Genomic DNA, 17,128 nt, shown 5'->3' with positions numbered 1-17,128 from the left:
GGCTGAGGTCGGCGACCGATGAGGCCCCGCTCGCGGCGCCGGTCACGGGCGCGCCGTCGGCGTCGAGCAGCTGCCGGCCGACCTTCGTCGCGATCACGACCTCATCGCGGGGGACCCCGCGCAGCGCCAGGCCCAGCTTGCGCTCGCTCTCGCCGTCGCCGTACAGCGGGGCGGTGTCGAAGAACCGCACGCCGGCGGAGAGGGCGGCCTCGACCGTCGCCACGGCATCCGCATCCGGAACCGGTGCGAACAGGTTGCCGATCGGCGCGCAGCCCAGGCCGGCGTCGTCCCGCAGGCCGGGGACGATCCTCAGCGGGCGGAGGGCTGCAGGGAACGCCATGCCTCGTACTCCTCACGGCTGTCGGGGGTCAGCGGGTAGTAGTCGCTCAGTCGTGCGCCCTCGTCGAGTCGCATCCGGCTGAACACCTCCCACTCCTCATGATCCCGCGCCGAGGCCACCACCTGGGGAGCCATCGCCTGCGGCACCACGACCGGGCCGTCGTCGTCGGCGATCACCAGGTCGCCCGGCATGCACAGCGCACCGCCGACGGCCACCGGCACGTCGTACGCCCAGGGGGCGAGCTCGGACTGCGAGGCGTAGTGCGGGGTGGTGCCCGTGCACCAGACCGGGATGCCGAGCTCGCGGATGCGCGCCGCGTCCCTGATGCGCCCGTCCACGACGATGCCCGCGCCGCCCTTGCGGATGAAGTACCGCACGAGGATGTCGCCCAGGCATCCGGAGAACCTGCTGCCGTAGGCCTGCACGACCAGCACGTCGCCGGGCTGCACGGCCTCGAGCACGTGCCACAGGGCGGTGTGGCGCTCGGCGTACTCCTGCTCCACGCCGGCCGCGGCGTCCTGGGGCAGCGCCATGTCCTCGCGCTGCGGCATGAACTGCAGCGTGATGGCCGAGCCGACCACGCGGCTGCCGGTGGTCAGCGGCACGGGGCCGTCGACGAAGGTGCGGCGGATGCCGAGCTGGTGCAGCTTCGCGCAGGCGGTGGCCGATGACAGGGCCGAGAAGTCCTCCACGAGCGCCGCGTCGGGGCGGGCGTACGCCGGTCCCCGCACCGGGAGTGCGAAGTCGGGGCGGATCAGTTCGGCGCTCATGCGTGTCCTTCGGTGGTGCGGGGTGCTGCGGTGGTGAGGTGGCGCGGCGAGCCGGTCGCGCGCGCGATGGTCAGGTCGAGGTCGGCGCCGTGCGCCGGCGGGAGCACGACCACCAGGTCGTCGTCGCACTCGACGGAGACCGTCGAGAACGCGCCGAGCGGGGAGGCGTAGGTGCCGGATGCCCCGGGGTACGCGCTCGCGTCCTCGACGCGCGCGGAGGCGGCCACGATCCGGTCGAGCCCGAAGCGTCCGCCGCGCAGCCGCACGGTGCGGGTGCGCGTGACGGAGGTGTTGACCAGGCGGAGGCCGATGCCGTCGGCATCCAGCCGGTGCACGAGCGCGGCGACGTCCTCGGGCAGACCCGGACGTCCGCGGTCGACATCCTCGTAGCGCAGCGCGGTGTGCCCGAGCCCGCCGTTGTAGAGCACCTGAGGCGCACCGCCGACGAGCTGCGTGAGCACCTCGGTGACCACCGGGTTCACGCGCTGCCAGAAGTGCAGGTGGGCGGCGTCGGGGTCCTGTGCGTCGCCGAGCATCATCGCCGTGCGCCGGGCCACCTGGCCGAGCGCCATCTCCAGCGCCCGCTGCGGGTAGTCGGGCAGGCCGCCTGCGAGGAACGAGTACCAGCCGGCCTCGTGGCCGGCCTCCTCCTTGTCGCGGAACGGGGCGACGCGGTCGGCGGATGCCGGGATGCCGGCGATCGCGTGCTCCAGGCGCGCCCGGTCGGCATCCGTCCGCGACCACCACCACAGCCAGACCGGGACGTCCAGCTGCAGCGGCCCGAAGTCGAACCAGCCGTCGACGCCGTAGCGGTAGGGGACCAGCATCCCCTCGTCCTCGGCCGCCGCGCCGTAGCGGGCGTTCCAGCCGCCGCGCAGGCTGTACGTGCTGCCCGCGGCGGAGCCGGGGCGCGCCTCGGCGAGGACGGCGTCGAGCATGGTGCGCACCAGGTCGAGCGCGGTGTCGTCGCGGGTGATCAGGGCGTGGTTGACCGCGCCGATCAGCGTGCTCATCGCGACCGAGTGGAAGCCGTGCGGCCACGCCCAGCCGTAGTGCGCGCCCCACCAGCGGCCCTCCTGCAGGGAGCCGGCGACACCGTCAGGGCCGATGGAGTCGAACATGACGGGGCTGGAGCCGGCGCGCTCGCGCCAGCCATCGACGTAGCGGCGGATCCACGCGCTCGCGGTCTCGTCGCCGTCGTACAGCCAGGTGTTGGCCGCCAGCGAGGTCGCGGCGAGGTTCACCGCCACGTCGCCCTGGGCACGGCGGTGCATCTCCTCGGACATCCGCAGCGCGTTCGCCGGGTCGGCGAGGTCGTCCCAGGTGTCGATGCCGGGCAGGCCCTGGATCGGCAGGCCGTAGGGCCGCATCTCGGCGCGATCGGCGGTGTACGGCACGACCGTGTCGTCCAGGCCGGGGCGGGCCCCGAGGGCGCCGTTGTGCGGGGCGCGGATGATGTTGTGCTCGGCGTCGTAGTTGCCGTGCGCCGGGTCGGTGAACAGCGCCGCGAAGCGCCGGGCGCGTGCGGCGTAGGCCTCGTCGGCGGGGTCGGCGGCGCAGATGCCGGCGAAGAAGAGCAGCGACTCGCCCTGGTGGAACCAGTCGTAGCCGTTGTCGTACTCGTCGGTCAGCATGCCGGCCTCGGTCAGCTGCGCGGTCACGCCCTCCCATGCCCGCTTGCTGTCGGCGAGCACCTCGTCAGGCCCACCCAGCACGTAGAACGCCGGCCAGTTGAAGAACGGCTCGTACAGGTCGTCGACCCCGTCGCGGTCCTCGAACTCGGCGACGCCGCGCAGGCGGCCATCCGGAAGCGTGTAACGGTCGCGGAACAGGCGTCGCGCCTGCTCGATCTCGTCGAACAGTCGGCGCTGCAGCACGGCCCATGCGGGGACGGTCCGCAGCGGGGAGGAGAGGTGCGCGTCTGCCATGGTCAGCCCTTCGTTGCCCCGGCGACCAGGCCGCCGATGATGTGCCGCTGCATGATGATGAAGAAGATCAGCGCGGGGAGCACGGCCAGCAGCAGCGTCGGGAACACCTGCGTGTAGTCGGTGGAGAACTGCCCGACCGCGGCGTACACGCCGGTGGTCACGGTGTAGATGCCGGAGCTCGGGCCCAGGATGATCTGCGGGCTGACGAAGTCGTTCCACACGCCGATCGAGTTCAGCACCACCATCGTGGCGATGACGGGCTTCATGATCGGGAACACGCACGTCCAGAACGCGCGGATCGGGCCCGCCCCGTCGAGCGACGCGGCTTCGTCGATGTCACGGGGGACAGTGCGCAGGTAGGCGGAGAACAGGAAGATCGACACCGGCAGGGTGGCCGCCGTCTCGAACAGGATGAACCCCGGCATCGTGTTGATCAGCCCCAGCACCCTGAGCACGAACACCACCGGGATCAGGGTGACCTGACCGGGGATGAACAGGCCGGTCACGAACAGCAGCAGCAGCCCGAGGTGCCACTTCGAGCGGCCGCGGGCGATCACGTAGGCGACCGGGGCGGAGAGCAGGATGCAGAACAGGTTGACCAGCACCACGAACAGCAGCGTGACGCCGTACGCGGCGATGACGTTGAACCGGCTGCTGGTGATCGCGGCCCACAGGTAGTCGAACGTGAAGCTCTGCGGTGTGATCAGCAGCGGGTTCTCGATGATCTCCTTCTGCGGCTTGAAGGCATTGATCACCATCGTGTACATCGGGATCAGCATCGTGATCGCGAAGACGCCCAGGACGATCCATCGGGCGGTGCCGGCCAGGACAGAGGGACGGTTGCGGCTCTGCTTGGTCAGCGGGGTCTTGGTCAGCGGGGTCTTGGTCAGCGGGGTGGCCATCAGTCGGTCGCCTTCTGGTCTGCGCGGCGGCGCACGAGCGTCACGCCGAGGCCGATCACGGCCGTCACGATGAGGAGCACGATCGACTGGGCGGCGCCGAAGCCGAGCGCGGAGTTCGCGAAGGAGTCCTTCAGGATCTGGTAGACGATGGTCTGCGTCGAGCCGGCTGGGCCGCCGTCGGTCAGGGCCAGGATCACGTCGTACGCCTTCAGCAGGCCGACCAGCGTCAGCACGATGTTCACGGTGAAGACCGGGGCGATCAGCGGCACGGTGATCGAGCGGAACTGCTGCCAGCGGCTGGCGCCGTCCACCGTGGCGGCCTCGTAGTACTCGGTCGGGACCGACTTGATGCCGGCCAGGAACAGGATCATGTTGAAGCCGAAGTGCGACCACACGATCGTGAAGATGATGCTCGCCTTCGCGAACGTCGGGTCGGTGAGGAACGGCAGCTCCGGAAGGCCGATGCCCTGCAGCATCCCGTTCACCGCACCCTGCGGCGCGAGCATCGCCGACCAGATGAAGCCGATGATGAGTGCGCTGATCACGTACGGGTAGAAGAAGATGGTGCGCAGCAGGGTGTTGGTCCGTCCGGGGCCCGAGATCAGGGCGGCGATGGCGAGCCCGATGACGTTGCAGAACACGGTGCCGAACACGGCGATGATGCCGGTGAAGATCGCGGCGTTCAGGGAGCGCGGGTTGCGGAAGGCCTTGGCGTAGTTGTCCCAGCCGACGAAGTCGAAGTTCAGGCTGTAGCCGGTCCAGTTCGTGAAGCTCAGCACGCAGGCCAGGATCATCGGGATCACGAACATCGCGAGGAAGACCGCGACGGCGGGGGAGGCCATGATCAGGCCGGGGATGCGGCGCCGCCAGCGCTGCGCCGCGCTGCGCTGCCGCGGGACGGCGGTGGATGCCATGGGGGAACGCTCCAATGCGGGCGTGGTGCGGAACATGTCTGTCAGCTCAGGATGCTCGATGCCGGAGCGGTGGGCGGGACGACGCGTCGTCCCGCCCACCACGGCGATCAGCCTGCGTTCGCGGTGAACCAGGCGTCCATGGACTTGATGACGTCGGCGGCCGGGGTTCCGCCCATCAGTGCCTGGGTCTGGGTGTTCAGCTCACCCGAGAACCCGTCGGGCATGGTGCGCTCGCCGTAGCCGCCGCCGGTGGGCGTGTAGTCGGATGCCGGGGTGTCGGCGACGATCTTGAGCAGCTCCTCGCCGAGGGGCGTCATGTCGTACTCGTACCCGTCGCGGAAGTTGCCGTCGATCTCGAGCTGGTCCGCGACCGCCTTCTTGTCGGTGGTGAGGAACTCGATCAGCTTGGCCGAGGCGTCCTGGTTCTTGCTCGCCTTGAGGATCGAGTACGGGCTGGCGATGTTGGCGCCCATCGCGGGCTTGTCGCCGGCCTTGGTCGCCGGGGCGCGGAACACTCCGATGTCGGCGGAGTCGGTGGCCTTCGCCTGCGATCCCATGAACCAGCTGCCCATGGAGTAGATCGCGGTCTTGCCGGAGAGGAACGCCTGCTCGGCGTCGGGGTATTTGATGCCCAGGGCGTCCTTGGGGACGTAGCCCTTCGCGACCCAGTCGGCGAAGGTCTCGATGGCGGGCCCGTAGGTCTTGCCGAAGCTCACCTTGCCGGAGGACACGTCCTGGAACCACTTCGGGTTCTCGGACACGATCGTCGGCAGGGCGAGTGCCTGCAGCGTGGCACTGGACATCCAGTCGCCGCCCTCCTGGATCGGGGTCCACCCGGCGTCCTTCAGCTTTCCGAGGTCCTCGGTGAGCTCGTCGACGGTGGTGGGCACCTCGGTGATGCCCGCCTCCTTGAAGGCGGTCTTGTTGTAGAAGAACAGGCTCTGCAGCTGCACGCCGATGCCTGCCATCAGGTACTTGCCGTCCATGGAGTACTGCTCGGCGAGCGGGCCCTTCTTGGCCCACTCGTACTTGGACAGGTCGACGAGCTCGGGCGCGAGCTTGCCGTTCGGGGCGAGGGACTGCACGATGTCGGGCGCGTCGCCGGAGGCGAGCAGGCGCGGGATCGCTGCCGAGACACCTTCGGCGCCGGGGTTCTGGATGACGACGTCGATGTTCTTGTTCTTCGCCTCGAACGGGGCGACGAGGTCGTTCCAGAACTTCTCGGTGAGGTTCGGCGTGACGTTGACGAGCACGCGCAGCGTGACCTTCTCGTTCGAGGTCCCGCCGTCGCCGGCGTCCGCCGCGCTGCTGCAGCCGGCCAGCGCCAGGGCGGCGACCGCGGTCATGCCGACTGCTGTGAGGAGTCGAGCCTTGATCATCGTTGATCCTTTCGGGATGCATGGGGAGGGTGCTTCCAGGGACATTACACTAATCGATAATCGTTTGTGAAGAGTGTGCCAAGGATTGGATGAAGCGTTTTCCTGCTGCTGGCGGGTGGGCGCGCGTGTCCGGCGGTCGTCCAGGTCGCAATCTGTCCGCTTCTCGGCGCCCATCATTCGTCCGGGTCGCGATTCGTCCCGCTTCGGTGGCCGGGTTCCGGGATGAAACGCGACCCGGGTGGGCGATGGATGCTGAGAACGGGACGAAATGCGACCCGGCCGCCAAGAACGCGCGGAAGGACAGTGGATGCTTGCCGGGCGTCAGCGCGAGGCGCGGCGGGCGCGGTACGCGGCGACGGCGTTGCGGTTCGCGCAGGTGGTGGAGCAGTACCGCTTGGAGCGGTTGCGGCTGAGGTCCAGCGCGATCGCCTGACAGTCGGCGTCCGCGCAGACGTCCAGTCGGCTTCCCTCGTCGGCGCGGATGACGTCGATCAGCGCCATCGCGGTCTCGACGAGGATTCGCTCGGCCAGGGGGTGGTCGTCGGCGACCGCGTGCAGATGCCAGTCGGCCGCGTCGTGGCGGGTCAGGCGCGGGGTGAGGGTGACGTCCGCCAGGGCGGTGTTGACGTGCGCGACCATCTCATCGCGAGGGGCGAGCAGCATTCCGCGCAGGCGCGGACGCAGCTCGCGCAGGGTGTGCAGCTCCGCGGCATCGCGGTCGAGGCGGCCGGTGTACGGATGCTCGGCGAGGAAGCTCTCGTAGTCGTCCAGGGTCGCGAGCGCGTCGGGATCCTCCGCGGAGTTCACCAGCGCGACGGCGGCGCGGAGCGCCTCCTCGGTGTCACTGGTGAAGATCATGTTGACACCTTACATCGCTCCGGAATAGTGTCATCTCCCATGGGGCATGTTGCACATGACACTCGCGTGGGCGCGGGTCTTCTCGTCGCGCTCGGCGCGGCGTTCTCGTTCGGCATGTCCGGAGCGTGGGCGCGCGGTCTGATCGATGCGGGATGGACCCCGGGCGCGGCCGTGACCGCGCGGGTGTGGGTGGCGGCGCTGGTGCTGCTGGTGCCGACGATCCTCGCGCTGCGCGGACGCTGGTCGGTGCTTCGCCGCAACGCCGGCATGGTGATCGGCTACGGACTGCTCGCCGTCACCGCCACGCAGCTGTTCTACTTCCAGGCGGTCGCCGTGATGGATGTCGGCATCGCGCTGCTCGTCGAGTACACCGCTCCCATCGCGGTGGTGCTCTGGCTCTGGCTCCGCCGCGGCGAGAAGCCCACACGCCGCAGCATCCTCGGCGCGGTGATCGCGTTCGCGGGCCTGGTGCTCATGCTCGACATCCTCACCGGTGCGCGGGTCGATGCGGCCGGCATCCTCTGGTCGCTCGGCGCCATGGTGGGTGCCGCTACCTACTTCGTGCTCTCCGCTCGCGAGGACACCGGCATGCCGCCGATCGTGCTGGCGGGTTCCGGTCTGCTGCTCGGCGCGATCGGGCTGACCGTCGCCGGGCTGACCGGCATCCTGCCCATGGCCTTCACGTTCGGCGAGGTCTCCTACCGCTTCGGGCCGATTCCCCATGTGACCGTCCCGTGGTTCGTTCCCGTGCTCGCGATCGGCCTGCTGGCGACCGCCCTCGCCTACGTGCTCGGCATCGCTTCGACGCGGATGCTCGGGTCGAGACTGGCATCCTTCGTCGCCCTCGCCGAGGTCGTCGCGGCGCTGCTGTTCGGCTGGATGCTGCTGGGCCAGCTGCCCGAGCCCCTCCAGCTGCTCGGTGCAGCGCTGGTGCTCGCGGGCGTCGTGGTCGTCAAGCTCGGCGAGCCGGCGGTGGCCGAGGAGGGCGAGCCGCTACTGGTCGGCTGACGCGTCGTAGCGCTCGCGGTTGGCCGTGATCTCGTCCAGGTGGGTGGACGCCCATTCGGCGACTGCGAGGATGGGCCCATGCGCTACCTGACGGTTCCTGTTCCCGTGCGCCTATGGCTTCCGGTGGACGGCTGTGTCGACAACTCGATGTCCATCGACGTCGTGGACGGGATCATGGAGTCGGTGATCGCCGGATCCTGTGTGCGGGATGCCGGATGGCGGGCGGCCGCGGCGTTCGAAGGAGAACCGGATGGCTTCGGCTGGCCGCCTCGTGACCACCGGCTCGCGATCACGCTCCGGCGTGAGCACTGGGAGTGGGTGGTCTCGCAGCTGCGTCGCTGGGAGCCCTTCGAGACCGAGGCGGCGGTGACCCAGGCGCGGGAGCTCATCGAGGCGGCGCTCGCGGCGGTGTGATGCAGTCGACGGATCCGACCTGCGAGGATCGACGGATGCATGAGGATCTGCTGCAGGCGTACGACGATCAGCTGCGGGGCGCCGCGGAGCTGCACGGTGAGGCGGAGGTGGAACGGCTCGGCCCGCTGTGGCTCGCGCAGTTCCGGGGCGATCGCGGCTTCATCACCTACCGGTCGCTGCCGGCTGATGCGCGGGAGATCGCGGAACTGGTGGATGCTGCGCTGGAGCACTTCCGTGAACGAACCGCAGCCGCCTCGGTCGAGTGGAAGACGCGTGGACACGACCTCGCGCCCGGCCTCGAGGACGCGCTGCTCGAACGCGGATTCGTCGCGGAGGAGCCGGAGTCGATCATGGTCGGCCGCGCCGAGGGCTTGGTCACGAACATCGACCTGCCGCAGGGCGTCGAGGTGCGCCGGGCATCGTCGGTGGAGGACATCCGGGCGTCGTACGAGATGCAGGGCCTCGTCTTCGACGACCCGGATTGGCGGAGCCGCGCGGAAGATGCGGTGCGGCGCCGGGAGTCCGGCGAGCAGCAGGAGCTGTGGATCGCGGTGGCCGACGGCGCCGTCGTCAGCACAGGACGCCTGGAGCCGGTGGAGGGCACGGACTTCGCCGGTATCTGGGGTGGCGCGACGCTGCCGGAATGGCGTGGTCGCGGCATCTACCGTGCGCTCACCTCGCGGCGCGCGGAGGTGGCGCTCGCGCTCGGCAAGACCCTGATCAACTCGGACTCGACGGAGTTCTCCCGCCCGATCCTGGAGCGCTCCGGCCTTGTGAAGGTGTCGACGACGACCCCGTACGTCTGGACCCGCTGAGCCCGGCCGCTTCTCCGTATGATGCATCCGGGGATCCGCGCTGGACTCGCGGAACCCCGGAAGAGGATGTTCTGAGGTCAGCTCTGCGCCCGGTCCCAGGCGCCGATGCAGCCATCAGAAGGGTGTGCGGAGTTCCTCTGGAAGTGCCGCCCAGAGGTCGGGCGGACGCCCACGGTCGCCGACCCCACCTGGATCCGGTCCGGACGGTGTGAAGGTGACGGTGTTCTGGGGCGGTGGTCGGTCGATGTAGGTGCGGCCGGTGGGGCTGGTCCATTCCAGCAGTCCGCCGCCAGTCTGTTTCACCTTCCATGGGGTGTGGTGTTTCAGCACATGGTGCCTGCGGCACAGAGCCGCGAGGTTGCCCTCTTCCGTGGGTCCGCCGTAGGCGGCGTCGAAGGTGTGGTCGAGGTCGGAATCGCGAGCCGGCATGCCACAGCCGGGGAACCGGCAGCGCTCGTCCCTGGCACGCAGGTGGCGTCTGAGCTGCTCGGAGGGTCGGTACCTGTCCACAGCGATGAGCTCTCCGCTGATCGGGTCAGTGAGCACCCGATCCCACCCGGATGCCGCACCCGCCAGCATCCGGGCGGTGGCCGGGTCGATCGGGGAACGCCCTGTGAGCTCTGCCGCGGGAGAGGTTCCGGCACCGACAGCGGCGTTCAGTGCGCGGGACGAGTCACCCTCGGCGGCCATCAGGGCCAGCACGGGCACGGTGATGGACACGTGCCCGTCGACCGCGGCCAGTACCCCATCGGGGGTGTCGTGCCCGGCAGGTGCACCGGTGAGCAGCAGGTCCAGCGCGAGGTCCGCACGCAACTGCCCGAGTGCGCGAGGTTCCGCATCCGGGCCCTCGCCGCCCGCTCCCGGGGAAGTGCGCTTCTTGACCTCTTTGCCCATCCCGGTGAGTCGTTCGAACGCGGCATGCACCAGCACCGCCGGACCGTACAGACCGAGTTCGGCCATCGCGTCCGGGAGGTCCTTCACCCACACGCCACGCTGCTCGCGGGCATCCGCATGCCGCTCCTGCAGAGACCGCGGCCGGCACTGCTCCGCTATGCGTTCCGCGACCACCCGGGTGCGGTTAGGGGACTCGCCCTCCGCGAACGCGACCATCCGCTGCGCATACGCGGCGCGGGCACCCGTTTCCTCGATCCGCTCGCCGGCGTCGACGATCACCCGGGCGTGGCCGGCGCTGATCCGCCCCGCACCCTGCGCAGCCCACACGGCTGGGAACCGGTCGACCTTCACCTCCGCGGCCACCATCCGCCGCTGGATCGTACGATCACTGACCCGCAGCGCCGCCCCGAGTTCCGCAGCCACGACCCGCACCTGCAGGCCGGCATCATCCGCATCCGAGGCCTGAGACAACGCCACCCGCGAGGCCAGTGCCAGCACCCCGTCCCGCGCGGCCAGCAGTCCGTCGATCGACGCCTCGATGCTCCGCGCCATCTCGACCAGCCCCGACAGCACACCCCTGTGCTCCGCCGGAACGATCGATGAAATCTCCATGATTCAAGTATGAGCAGGGCCACCGACATTCAGACGCCTTTACGGATTAGAAATGCTGCGCGAGTCGCGGATCACACAGTGTCGGTGAACTCCACCGGCGAAGCCCGTGGGCCGCAGATGCAGACGATCTCAGGGCGGTCGGGCACGGGTGGCTCCTCAGGCGTCGACTGCGAGCGACCTTCATCGTTGACAGCGCCTAGGAAGGCCGATATGTTCACTTCAAATCGTCCAAGGGGGGACATCATGAAGAAGCTGAAGGTTGTTGGCGTCGCGACTGGGCTTGCCGCGATTCTTGCTGTCGGATCGCCGCTGGCGGCATCCGCCGGACTGGTCTACCACTCCTATGATCTCACGATCTACAAGCTTGGCGGATGGGACTACTCCGCTAACCAGAACAAAGTAACCTCCAGCAAGGCTGGGGATCTGAGAGTGGACTTTGTGGGTAACGGCTATTCGATCGGCGCGTCCATGCTCAGAGGTGCGATGACGCAGGAAGGGACCAAGCGCTACAATCTCTCCGCGGGAACGTGGACGACGTTGCCGAATGGCATATCTGCCGGATATGATGTGAATCTCAAGGTCTGGGGAAATCCCATTTGGCCGGTAAACATTCAGACTACAGGCATCTGGCGCAGTAATTGATGCGCCCCAAGGGGGGAAAGTCTCAACAAGCGAGACCCCTCTGGCGTAATCTCCCACGTATCGGATTGCTTGGATCTGGAGGGGCGCTCCTAACCTTGGTCGCATGGACCATCATCGCTTCCAGGTTTGATCGGGTTGGTTTCGAGTCGCCACTGTCGTACTTCGGGTATTCTATTAGTTCCGGAGTGCCCGTGGCATATCCATTTATCGTTCTGCTACCTGTTGTTGTGCCATTTAGTCAGCAGCTAAACAAGCGTTGGATCGTGTACGCCAGAACGCGAACGGGAATTAGTAGATACCTGGCTCAAGTCGCGCTACTGAACTGTATATCCGCCTTCTTGGTGTTCTTCCTTTACGTCGTGATCACGTTCGTTGTGTTGTACTTCGCGGGCGGAGCATTGGGGGCGGTCTACGATCCAGGAGGCTACTCGCACCCTTCCGGTGAACATATTGCTCGTCTGACCGCTCTGGAAGACATAAGTCCAACCTTGTACATGTTTGTGTACGCTACATGGCAAGGAATAAATGCGGCCATTTGGGCCACGATTGGGCTTGTCTCTCTGCTGGTCGTGCGCCGCCGAATCTTGGCATTCGCGGCGCCTTTCATGATCTTCGTCTTGCTGTCGCTGGCGATGGGCGTGCTTGGAGAACCATTTGCGTGGAACACGCCGTGGCTACTTTGGGTGTTGTTTAGCGTGTCCGATGTGCCATTTCTGGCGTCGATCCTCACGCTCGCAGTATTTAGTTTCGGAGCGGTGATTGCAGTGACATTGGTCATTCGCCGAGCGGATCGGTTGTCCGTGCTGCAATGACCACAGCCCGCCGACTTGCCGAATCATCAATCTCGGGCCTGATGCTCCTATTCACAGGCTTGATATTTACGTTCATCATCTTCATGCGATGGAGCGGCGCACTGCCAACGGGTGACGGTCCGGGACTAATGCACGTCTTCGACCCCAAGCTGCAGTCATTTCTGCTTGGGCCTCTGTGGTTTATTCTGTGTTCAGTCCGATCTATTCGGGCTGCACATGGTTTGGTGTTGATCAGGAGTGCCTCTCGCAGCCGCTGGCTCATCGCCCAAACGCTAGATGGACTAGTCGAGGCCGTTCAGGTCGCCTTGCCAGTCCTGCTCGTCGGTGTGATGCTTTCCCTCGGTGGCGGCCACTCTTCTGGCGGCGAACCTGCATACCTCGTTGCGCTCGACTTCAGCCTCCGCCTTATGATCTTTGTGCTCTTTCTGGTGTCGGCGCGCGTAACCCTCGCGGGTGCGGCGCTGATCGGCCGCCTCCCGGCAGTCGCTGCTTTCGGCACCATGATGGTGGTGTTAGGCATGGCTACTGCCAGCGGGATGCCGCTTCCGTCGGTTGTGTCTGCCATCAGCTGGCAGACTTGGCTTTCGCCTGAGCAAGCGAGCGTGCTGACCAGCGGCGGCTACGCTGGGTTGGCTGCCTTCCCCGTGTGGATGTTGATGCTGCACCTTGCGGCTGCGATCAGTGAAGGGGGCCGTCAAGCGATCCGACCCCTGCTGCGATCATGTCGAGTGCTTCTGATCGCAGCTGCGGCTACGCTTCTCCAGACATTTCTGATCCTGCCTGGTGGTGGTCATCCTACCGTGAGCATCTGGGAGGCGCTTGGCTTCATCTACTATGGCCCACTCATCGACAGAATTGGTGCCCCGCTCCTACCGGTGTTTCTCGCGTTGATCATGTTTTTTGGGCCGGTGATGCTGATGCTAAGTCGCTTCGATGAAGAGTCTGGGGCATGGCTGGAACTGATCATGATTCGTTCCGGTACACCGGCTCGCTGGGTCCGGCATTTTCTAGGACGCTGGCTCGGCTTCTGCGTGATCATCCTGCTGCTGGCGCCAGTCTTTACTGTGTATGCATGGGCGTTGTTGCCGGACAACATGCGTAGTCAGGATGATCCTTATGTTGATCCTTCACTGATGGGCGCTCGATACCTGATCGTCGGGGTGCCGCAGGTCGTATTCTATGGGCTCAGCGCGTTCCTGGCTGCCTGGACCGCGCGTCGCGCGGGAGCGGGACTGGTGGTGGTCGTATCCCTCATGGTGGGCGGCGTGGCAAACCCCCTCTTCGGTGGCTGGCTACCCGCCTATCTCAACGGTCTAGGCCGGGTAGAGTTCGGCTGGCCTGGAGTTTTCAAGGATCTTACGATCTTGCTCATCTCCTGCTGCGTCTGCCTAACTATTCTTTGTGTTACTTTGCATAGCTCATATGTCAAATTGTTGAGCGGGGCTTCAAGCGGGAGAAGGAAATGGCAACCATTGAAGTAGATAGCGTTAGTAAGCGGATGGGAAGCAACGCCATTTTCGATGGCGTGAATGCGGAGTTCGAGGCGGGCGAGATCACTGCGGTCACTGGCCCCAATGGTTCCGGAAAGTCCGTGCTTTTTCGACTCATCTGCGGATTTCTTGCCCCAGATAGTGGGGCGATCCGTATTGCTGAAGAATTCCTACCTCAAGGATCGACTTTTCCGCAGTCCTTCGGTATTCTTATCGACGGACCGGGTTACCTTCCCTACCAGTCGGGTCGTAGGAACCTTGAACAACTCGCGGCTATCCGTGGTGAGATCGATGTTGAGCAGATCGACGGAGCTATGCGTGCGGTTGGCCTCGAACCTCAATTGCGGAGACGTGTTGGGGCCTACTCGCTAGGTATGAAGCAGAAGCTTGGACTCGCACAGGCAATGATGGAGGACCAACAGGTACTTTTGCTTGACGAACCGTTCAATGGGCTCGATAAGTCCAGTGTCGCGCTGTTGCACTCTCTCCTGCGTCGCAAGCGTGATGAGGGTAGGACGATCGTCTTCACCAGCCACATCCATGCGGACGTGGACGAACTGGCAGATCGAATTTATGATATCGATGCGGGATCCATGAATCGTATTCGATAATGTTCGGGGCATGCTTTTGTTATTCGTCCCGTTCGTCTCCGCGGTCGAGATAAGAATAGTCGGTCGGCAAAAATCACTTCTTGACGTGTCGCGCGGCGAGTGTTGATTGCATAGTCTTTCCGCAGGTCTGACGCGAGCAAGTGTTTCGGGTGTTCGTAAGGGTGAGTAGCGCGAAAGTCCGACGTGGGTGGCAGTGCCTGGTAGTTCTGGAGTCCTAAGGTCAGTTTGTGCCGGATCCAAGATCTGCCTGGGGCGCAGATCGCCCCGGTATCCGTGAGGGATACCGGGACGATCTGCATCCGGATCAGCCGATCCGCCTCCGGTAGGCGCGCATCGCGAAGACGTACGCGATGACGAGGATGCCGACGCACCAGGCCAGCGCGATCCAGATCGACGAGCCGACCGGCTGTCCCTCGAACAGCGCCTGGATGGTGTTCACGATCGAGGTGACCGGCTGGTTCTCCGCGAACCAGCGCACCGGACCCGGCATCGTCTCGGTCGGCACGAACGCCGAGCTGATGAACGGCAGGAAGATCAGCGGGTAGCTGAACGCGCTCGCGCCGTCGACGGTCTTCGCGGACAGGCCCGCGATCACCGCCAGCCAGGTCAGCGCCAGAGTGAACAGCGCGAGGATGCCGATCACGCCCAGCCACGCCCAGACGCTCGCCCCCGTGCGGAATCCCGAGAGGAACCCGACCGCGAAGATGATGACCAGCGTGATGCCGTTCGACGCCATCGAGGTCAGCACGTGAGCCCACAGCACGCTCGATCGGGAGATCGGCATGGAGTGGAACCGCTCGAAGATGCCGCCCTGCAGGTCGGTGAACAGCCGGAACGCTGTGTAGGCGATGCCGGATGCGATGGCGATCAGCAGGATGCCCGGGAGCAGGTAGTTCACGTAACTCCCATCCCCGATGCTCTGCTTCAGCGCACCGCCGAAGACGAACACGAACAGCAGCATCAGCGCGATCGGCGTGACCGCGGTGGTGATGATGGTGTCGGCGCTGCGCAGGATGTGGCGCATCGACCGGCCGGTGAGTGTGGCGGTGTCCGCCACGCCCTTCGTCAGGCTCAGGGACCGGGTGGTCATGCTGCGCTCCTCTCGGATGAGGGCCCGATCAGCGCGAGGAAGATCTCCTCGAGCGTGGGCTGCTTCTCGACGTACTCGACCTTCGCCGCCGGCAGCAGCTGCTTCAGCTCGGCGAGCGTGCCGTTCGCGATGATGCGACCCTCGTGCAGGATCGCGATGCGGTCGGCGAGCTGCTCCGCCTCGTCGAGGTACTGCGTGGTCAGCAGCACCGTGCGACCGGCATCCGCAAGCTCCTTCACGACGTTCCACACCTCGATGCGCGCCTCGGGGTCCAGCCCCGTGGTCGGCTCGTCGAGGTAGATCACCTCGGGTTCGCCGACCAGGCTCATCGCGATGTCGAGCCGGCGGCGCAAGCCGCCGGAGTAGGCGCCGGCGCGCCTGCCGCCGGCATCCGTGAGCCGGAACCGGGCGAGCAGCGCATCCGCCACCGCGCCGGGGTCGGGCAGGTGGCGCAGCTTCCCGACCAGCACGAGGTTCTCGCGTCCGGTGAGGATCTCGTCGACCGCGGCGAACTGCCCGGTCAGGCTGATCGAGCGGCGCACGTCGAGCGGCTCGGATGCCACGTCGAAGCCGTGCACGGTGGCCGTGCCGGCATCCGCCTTCGACAGCGTCGACAGGATGCGCACGAGCGTGGTCTTGCCAGCGCCGTTGGAGCCGAGCAGGGCGAAGATGCTGCCCTTGTGCACCTCGAGGTCCACGCCGCGCAGCACGTGCAGGTCCTTGAAGGACTTCTGGATGCCGCGGACCGAGATCGCCGTGCCGGCGTCTGCGCGTGCGTCGTTCATGATCGCTCCTCCTTCTTCGCGTCCTCGAGCGCCTTCACGAACCGTGCGCGCTCCTTGTCCTGCCATTCCTTCGCCGCGTACGCCTTCGCGAACGTGTCCGCGAAGTCGGCCGGGTCATCGCCGACGATGTCGTGCACGGGGGTGCCGTCGACGGCGGCGGTCTCCCACAGGTCGGCCAGGTCGGTCAGCATCCGGATGATGACATCGCCGTCGACGATGCCGCTGGTGTTCAGCAGGTAGCGGTGCATCGCCTTGGCGGCGCTGCCGTACGGCTCGGCGAGCCCGTCGATGCGCGCCTTGTCCTGCCGGTACTGCTTCTTCTGCTCGAGCGATCCGGTGAGCGCTTCGATCCACTTCATGGCCATGTCAGTTCTCTCCTTCAGAGGGGTTCTCGGATGCTGCGGGGGAGTGGAGCTGTTCGATGCGATCTGCGAGGAAGCTCCAGGTCCTCCAGAACTCGGCGAGCTCCTGCTCGCCCTGGGCGTTGAGGGTGAACACCTTGCGTGGCGGGCCCTTCTCGCTCGGCACCTTCTCGATGTCGACGAGGCCCTTCTGCTCGATGCGCACGAGCAGCGCGTACACGGTGCCCTCGGCGATCTCCTCGAAGCCGCGGTCGCGCAGCTGGGTGGTGATCTCGTACCCGTATGCCGGTCTGCCCGACAGGAGTGCGAGCACGATGCCTTCCAAGGTGCCCTTGAGCATCTCGGTCATCTGCTTTCCCATGGCCGCTCCTTTCGCTACTCAGTGATGATGACTACCGGTACAAAGTAACACTGAGTAGTGGTACTTAGCAAGACTGAATACTGACTTCTTTCATGACGTTCCATGACAGGGGGTGTCGCGCCATGACGACCGGCGTGCGCG

Annotated in this window: 19 protein-coding genes; 7 read left to right on the top strand and 12 right to left on the bottom strand. The window is 66.2% G+C overall.

What is annotated here, in order from left to right:
- The 7 genes from BGN97_RS14395 to BGN97_RS14365 form a co-directional block, all read right to left on the bottom strand.
- Positions 1 to 340 (bottom strand): aldo/keto reductase (locus tag BGN97_RS14395; RefSeq protein ID WP_292702915.1); only part of this gene is annotated, 340 nt, incomplete at its 3' end.
- Positions 310 to 1,110 (bottom strand): ribonuclease activity regulator RraA, encoded by an 801-nt coding sequence (locus BGN97_RS14390; protein WP_292702912.1) that lies wholly within the window; start codon positions 1,108 to 1,110, stop codon positions 310 to 312. The genes BGN97_RS14390 and BGN97_RS14395, both read right to left, overlap by 31 nt.
- Positions 1,107 to 3,038 (bottom strand): hypothetical protein, encoded by a 1,932-nt coding sequence (locus BGN97_RS14385; protein ID WP_292702909.1) that lies wholly within the window; start codon positions 3,036 to 3,038, stop codon positions 1,107 to 1,109. The genes BGN97_RS14390 and BGN97_RS14385 overlap by 4 nt, the downstream gene beginning before the upstream one ends.
- A 2-nt stretch (positions 3,039 to 3,040) precedes the next feature.
- Positions 3,041 to 3,940, bottom strand: a complete 900-nt coding sequence (locus BGN97_RS14380) for a carbohydrate ABC transporter permease (protein ID WP_292702907.1) — start codon at positions 3,938 to 3,940, stop codon at positions 3,041 to 3,043.
- Complete coding sequence (locus tag BGN97_RS14375; protein ID WP_292702906.1) at positions 3,940 to 4,854, bottom strand: sugar ABC transporter permease; 915 nt, start codon at positions 4,852 to 4,854, stop codon at positions 3,940 to 3,942. Before BGN97_RS14375 ends, BGN97_RS14380 begins: the two co-directional genes overlap by 1 nt.
- A gap of 107 nt (positions 4,855 to 4,961) precedes the next feature.
- A complete protein-coding gene (locus BGN97_RS14370) occupies positions 4,962 to 6,233 on the bottom strand; it encodes an ABC transporter substrate-binding protein (protein WP_292702905.1) in 1,272 nt (423 codons plus the stop codon).
- 321 nt (positions 6,234 to 6,554) lie between these two features.
- Entirely contained in the window at positions 6,555 to 7,091 is a 537-nt protein-coding gene (locus BGN97_RS14365; RefSeq protein WP_292702903.1) for a CGNR zinc finger domain-containing protein, read from the bottom strand.
- A 66-nt stretch (positions 7,092 to 7,157) separates the two neighbouring features.
- Between BGN97_RS14365 and BGN97_RS14360 the strand changes: the two genes are divergently transcribed.
- From BGN97_RS14360 to BGN97_RS14350, 3 genes are all read left to right on the top strand, one after another.
- On the top strand, positions 7,158 to 8,099 hold the full coding sequence (locus BGN97_RS14360; RefSeq protein WP_292702901.1) for a DMT family transporter: 942 nt from the start codon (positions 7,158 to 7,160) through the stop codon (positions 8,097 to 8,099).
- Between the two features lie 78 nt (positions 8,100 to 8,177).
- A complete protein-coding gene (locus BGN97_RS14355) occupies positions 8,178 to 8,513 on the top strand; it encodes a hypothetical protein (protein WP_292702900.1) in 336 nt (111 codons plus the stop codon).
- A gap of 35 nt (positions 8,514 to 8,548) precedes the next feature.
- Entirely contained in the window at positions 8,549 to 9,328 is a 780-nt protein-coding gene (locus tag BGN97_RS14350) for a GNAT family N-acetyltransferase (RefSeq protein ID WP_292702898.1), read from the top strand.
- Between the two features lie 114 nt (positions 9,329 to 9,442).
- Here BGN97_RS14350 and BGN97_RS14345 read toward each other — a convergent pair whose 3' ends face one another.
- Positions 9,443 to 10,834: an HNH endonuclease signature motif containing protein gene (locus tag BGN97_RS14345; RefSeq protein WP_292702896.1), complete on the bottom strand. Its 1,392-nt coding sequence runs from the start codon at positions 10,832 to 10,834 to the stop codon at positions 9,443 to 9,445.
- Positions 10,835 to 11,077: 243 nt separating this feature from the next.
- Here BGN97_RS14345 and BGN97_RS14340 point away from each other — a divergent pair, with 243 nt between their 5' ends.
- From BGN97_RS14340 to BGN97_RS14325, 4 genes are all read left to right on the top strand, one after another.
- Complete coding sequence (locus tag BGN97_RS14340; RefSeq protein ID WP_292702894.1) at positions 11,078 to 11,476, top strand: hypothetical protein; 399 nt, start codon at positions 11,078 to 11,080, stop codon at positions 11,474 to 11,476.
- A gap of 185 nt (positions 11,477 to 11,661) precedes the next feature.
- Positions 11,662 to 12,288 carry a hypothetical protein gene (locus BGN97_RS14335; RefSeq protein WP_292702886.1) on the top strand — a complete coding sequence of 209 codons (627 nt, stop codon included), beginning with the start codon at positions 11,662 to 11,664 and terminating at the stop codon, positions 12,286 to 12,288.
- A complete protein-coding gene (locus BGN97_RS14330) occupies positions 12,285 to 13,769 on the top strand; it encodes a hypothetical protein (RefSeq protein WP_292702884.1) in 1,485 nt (494 codons plus the stop codon). Before BGN97_RS14335 ends, BGN97_RS14330 begins: the two co-directional genes overlap by 4 nt.
- Positions 13,751 to 14,389, top strand: a complete 639-nt coding sequence (locus tag BGN97_RS14325; RefSeq protein WP_292702882.1) for an ABC transporter ATP-binding protein — start codon at positions 13,751 to 13,753, stop codon at positions 14,387 to 14,389. Before BGN97_RS14330 ends, BGN97_RS14325 begins: the two co-directional genes overlap by 19 nt.
- Positions 14,390 to 14,693: 304 nt before the next feature.
- Here BGN97_RS14325 and BGN97_RS14320 read toward each other — a convergent pair whose 3' ends face one another.
- Genes BGN97_RS14320 through BGN97_RS14305 form a run of 4 tightly spaced genes read right to left on the bottom strand, consistent with a single transcriptional unit; the run spans position 14,694 to position 16,987 of the window.
- Entirely contained in the window at positions 14,694 to 15,479 is a 786-nt protein-coding gene (locus tag BGN97_RS14320; protein WP_292702880.1) for an ABC transporter permease, read from the bottom strand.
- The gene (locus BGN97_RS14315) at positions 15,476 to 16,264 is read right to left on the bottom strand and encodes an ATP-binding cassette domain-containing protein (protein ID WP_292702878.1); all 789 of its coding nucleotides are present in this window, start codon (positions 16,262 to 16,264) and stop codon (positions 15,476 to 15,478) included. Before BGN97_RS14315 ends, BGN97_RS14320 begins: the two co-directional genes overlap by 4 nt.
- Complete coding sequence (locus BGN97_RS14310; RefSeq protein WP_292702876.1) at positions 16,261 to 16,629, bottom strand: DUF1048 domain-containing protein; 369 nt, start codon at positions 16,627 to 16,629, stop codon at positions 16,261 to 16,263. The genes BGN97_RS14315 and BGN97_RS14310 overlap by 4 nt, the downstream gene beginning before the upstream one ends.
- A 1-nt stretch (position 16,630) precedes the next feature.
- On the bottom strand, positions 16,631 to 16,987 hold the full coding sequence (locus BGN97_RS14305) for a PadR family transcriptional regulator (protein ID WP_285637844.1): 357 nt from the start codon (positions 16,985 to 16,987) through the stop codon (positions 16,631 to 16,633).
- Positions 16,988 to 17,128: the final 141 nt, after the last annotated feature.

Source organism: Microbacterium sp. 69-10 (assembly GCF_001897945.1).
Lineage (GTDB): Bacteria > Actinomycetota > Actinomycetes > Actinomycetales > Microbacteriaceae > Microbacterium.
This window is presented reverse-complemented; position numbering and strand designations above follow the sequence as displayed.